This is a genomic window from Brachybacterium sp. HMSC06H03 (assembly GCF_001807385.1).
GTDB classification, from domain to species: domain Bacteria; phylum Actinomycetota; class Actinomycetes; order Actinomycetales; family Dermabacteraceae; genus Brachybacterium; species Brachybacterium conglomeratum.
Window position 1 is genome coordinate 1 of the sequence record NZ_KV788847.1, and the last position, 4,102, is coordinate 4,102.

3 protein-coding genes and 1 pseudogene are annotated in these 4,102 nt (G+C 74.6%); all 4 read right to left on the reverse strand.

Annotation, left to right across the window (positions count from 1 at the left end; all coding sequences use genetic code 11):
• Window positions 1–620: LacI family DNA-binding transcriptional regulator (locus tag HMPREF3159_RS10740; RefSeq protein WP_141748184.1), on the reverse strand; the 620-nt coding region annotated here is incomplete at its 3' end.
• 119 nt (window positions 621–739) lie between these two features.
• The gene (locus HMPREF3159_RS10745; RefSeq protein ID WP_070501021.1) at window positions 740–1,756 is read right to left on the reverse strand and encodes a LacI family DNA-binding transcriptional regulator; all 1,017 of its coding nucleotides are present in this window, start codon (window positions 1,754–1,756) and stop codon (window positions 740–742) included.
• Between the two features lie 130 nt (window positions 1,757–1,886).
• Entirely contained in the window at window positions 1,887–3,353 is a 1,467-nt protein-coding gene (locus HMPREF3159_RS10750) for a tagaturonate epimerase family protein (RefSeq protein ID WP_070501022.1), read from the reverse strand.
• Window positions 3,350–4,102 (reverse strand): annotated as a pseudogene (locus HMPREF3159_RS10755) (gfo/Idh/MocA family oxidoreductase); the annotation flags it as partial. The gene HMPREF3159_RS10750 and the pseudogene HMPREF3159_RS10755, both read right to left, overlap by 4 nt.

The window sequence follows — 4,102 nt, forward strand, 5'->3', positions numbered from 1 at the left end:
TCGGCGGCGGCGCGCGCCCCGTCCAGACGCGCCCTGACCTGGCGCAGGTCGTGCCGGGCCGCGACCACGCCGATCCGTCGACGGCCGAGCCCGGTGAGGTGGCGCACCGCGATCTCCCCGCCGGCGAAGTCGTCGACGCTCACGGAGGAGCCGCCGGTCGAGGCGCGCTCGCGCTCCACCAGGACCACGGGGGTGCCGCGCTCGCGGATCTGCTCGATCAGCTCCTCGGTCGCCCCGGTCGAGGCGAGCAGGATCCCCCGCACCCGTTGCTCCTCGAAGAGGGAGAGGTAGAGCTGCTCGCGCTGCTCGCGGTTGCCGGTGCTGCCGGAGATCACGGCGAGGGAGGACGCCTCCGCGGCGGCCTCGATCCCTCCGACGAGCTGGGCGTAGAAGGGGTTGCCCATGTCCAGCACGATCGCGCCGACGGTCGAGGAGCGGCCCAGCTTGAGCTGCCTCGCGGCGTCGTTGCGGACGTAGCCGAGGGCGCGGATCGCCGCGAGCACCCGGTCCCGCCGCTCCGGGGAGACGATGTCGGGGCGGTTCAGCACGTTCGAGACGGTGCCGATCGACACCCCGGCCTCCTTGGCCACGTCCTTGATGCTGGCCGCCGTCCGCGCCATGGTCTGTTCCCTCCTGGAGCACTCCTGCCGCCGGCCCGACGGTCCGCGCAGGTCGCCCCACTGTAATCGGCGCCGCTCCGCGTCCCTGCGGCGGCGCCCCTCCTGCGTCCTAGCGGGGCTCAGGCTCCCTGCTCCTCGAGAACCTGCTCCGGCCGCTCCTGCACGGCCCCGCTGCGCCGAGCCGTGGATTCCCTCGGCACGAACCGTGTCTCGAGCCGCTGATCGGTGACGGAGCCGTCGGGGGCGACGAGCGCGTCGATCCCGAGCGCGCCGATGCGGTGGCGCGGCACCCGCACCGTGCTCAGCGCCGGGCTGGAGACGGCCGCGTACTCGATGTCGTCCCAGCCCACCACCGAGACGTCGCCCGGGACGGAGAAGCCCAGGGTGCGCAGCCCGGAGATCAGACCGAGGGCGAGCACGTCGTTGTAGGCGAGCGCCGCGCTCAGGTCGCGCAGCAGCAGCGGCTCCGCGGCGGAGCCCCCGCCCTGGATGCCGGGCGGGAAGTGGCCGACGTCCTCGATCTCGACCGCCAGCTCCGCCCCGACCTGCTCGAGTGCGGTGCGGCGCTCGGCCTCGGAGCGGCTCGCACGGGGGCCGCCGACGTAGCCGATACGGCGGTGGCCGAGCGCGGCCAGATGCCGCACCGCGGCCCGCACCCCGCTCAGCGCGTCGAAGGAGACGGCCGACAGGTCCCGGTGGCGACGGTTGACCAGGCACAGCCGGGTCAGACCGGAGGCCGCCTCGAGGTCGCTCTCGCTCATCCGGCTGGAGCACAGCAGGATCCCGTCGACCTGCGGGGCGAGGGTCTGCACGAGCGGCAGCTCGCCGTCGGGAGCCTCCTCCGCGTCGGCCAGCAGCAGGTGCAGGCCGTGCTCGCGGGCCCGGGCCTGGGCGCCCTTGAGCAGCGCCGGGTAGAAGGGGTTCAGCAGGTCGGGGACGATCACGCCGAGGGTCCCGGCGCTGCCCGGAGCGATCTCCCGCACCTCCCGGGAGGGCCGGTAGCCGAGCTGGAGGGAGATCTCCTGGATCCGGTCGCGGGCATCGTCGCTGACCATCTCGGGGCGGCTCAGGGCGCGGGAGACCGTCGCGACCGACACCCCGGCCTGCTCCGCGACGTCGCGCAGCGTCACCCTCATCCCGTCCTCCTCCCTGCTGCTCCGTCCCGGGCGCGCGCCCGGCTCCGCCCGTGATCTTCGCCGAACGGCCCCTATGCGTCCGCTCTCCGCCGGTTCGCCCCTCCGGCCGACCGCGAGATCGGGCCCCGGCTCAGGCCACGCCGACGGCGTCGGTCCTCTCCTGCGTCTCCCCCGCCGCGGCGGCGAAGGGCGCCAGGTGGCGGCCGATGTGCGCGGCGAGCACCTCGGAGTACTCGGCGTGATGGGCCTCGAGGACGCGGCGCAGGCGCTCGCCGAGCACGACCCCCTGTGCGTCGGTCGCGACCAGCGAGTCGCCGTAGCCGACGTGGAGGATCTGCCGTGAGTCGGAGGCGGCGATCAGCGCGGCGGTGTCGACCCCCTCCAAGGTCTCGGGGGTGCGGTCCTCGTGGGCGGAGACCTGGTAGGAGGCGCGAGAGCGGGCGTAGGCGGCGCGGGAGATGTCCCAGATCTGCGCCAGCAGCTCAGGGTCGTGGCGGGCGACGACCTCGAGGGCGCAGAGGTAGCTGGTGCCGGAGGTCTTCAGGTGCACGTGCCCGTCCGTCGCGGCGACGGCGAGGGGGTAGATCGAGAACTTGTCCGAGCCGGAGTGCAGGGAGATCTTGTACCCGCCGTGGAGGCGGGAGATCGCGTGGTGGGCGGTGAGGTTCTCGCGCAGCTCGTCCTCGTCGCCGAGGAACTCCACGCCCTTCTCGAAGCCGTCGACGTAGCGGGGCGCGAAGCTGAACCATTCCACGCCGAGGCGCGCGAGCTCGCCGGCCATGTAGTGGTGCTCCACGAAGGTGGTCAGCCAGGCCGTCTCGTCCACCGCGATCTCGGCCTCGACCTCGTGGCGGGCGCTGCCCTGCAGGTGGCGGAACAGCCGTGCGGCCTCGGCGACGGCGGCGCCGTACTTCACGGCCGCGGTGTCGATCGCCTCGCGGGTGATCTCGATCCGGCTCCCGCCCAGGTCGAGGACGGTGCCGACGTAGCGGGCGCGCAGCGACTCGAGGTCGTCGCCGAGCGTCTCCCAGGGCACCTGCTCGAGCTGCTGCGCGGTGATCCCGCCGGTCACGTCGACGACGTGGTCGCCGGGGTCGAGGGTGAAGGTCACGAACCCGGCGGCGAGGCCGCGGTCGATGCCCTCGGTGGTCTTGATGTGGTCGCAGTCCGCGCCGTAGCCGCCGTCCCAGCCCTCCTCGAGGCAGCCGAAGGTCGCCTCGTCGATCACGGAGAGGGCGTCGCGGCCCAGCCGGTCCATCTCGCGGATCGACTGCTGGGCGAGCACGGGGGCGAGGCCGGCGCCCTGGTCGCGGAAGGCGCGGGCCTGTCCGGCGGTGGCCAGGCCCAGCCGGTCCCCGGTGCCGACGGAGGTGCGGGTGTCCCCGATCGGGCGAGGGCGCAGCACCTCGAAGGCCTCGCGCAGTGCGGCGGCGTTGGCGGGCGAGAGCGGACCGCTGAGAAGGTGACCGTCGCCGTCGGGGCGGGTCTCGCCCTCGAAGGGGGCGAGACGGGCGGCGTCGGCGGCGCGGACCTGCAGGGTGCTGCCGTCGGCGGTGCGGAGCACGTCCGCCTCGAGGTGGTCGGTGCGCAGGGTCATGAGCGGGTCTCCTCGTCGAGAGCGTCTCGGCCGTCGGCGCGGGATCCGGTGGTGGTCGTGGTGGCAGCGGTCTCGGGGCGCCAGGTCGCGATGGCGTCCTCGCGGGCCCAGGTCGCGCCGCTGCGGCTGAAGGGCGCGCCGGTCTCGAGCGCGGCGGTCAGCGCCTCCTCGATCCCGTCGACGACGGGCCGGGCGGCCTCTCCCACGCCGAGCCAGGTCACGTGCTCGGGCGCGATGGGCGCAGGATCGGGCGCGGACTGGATCGCCTCGAGCACGGCGCTGAAGGGCGCTGTCGCAGGCAACGGGCACAGCAGCGGGACCTCGGGGTCGCGCACGTGGTCGAGCAGGTTCTCGACCAGGTCGGTGCGCTCGTGCCGGGTCTCGGTGACGCTGCCGTCGGGGTCGGTGCGCCGCAGGACGTCCTCGGTGTAGGAGAGCCGGGCGGTGCCCCGGGGGCCGACGACCTCGATCCACGGCGCGGCCTGGACGGGGGCGGTGGTGGTCAGGGCGCAGACGACGGACGGCCGCGGGCGGGACGCCCCGGTGTCCTCGCCGGACGGGACCGGGTCGATGCGCACGAAGGCGGTGTCGTCGGCCTCGATGTCGTGGGCGCGGCGCAGCTCGGTGGTGACGGCGGCGATGTCCTCGAGCCGGTCGATGCCGGCGACGACGAGGCCCGCGTGCACGGCGTGGGCGAGCGGGTTGGTGGCGACCCCGTCGGCGACGCGGCGCCCGCCCAGGCGGCGCCG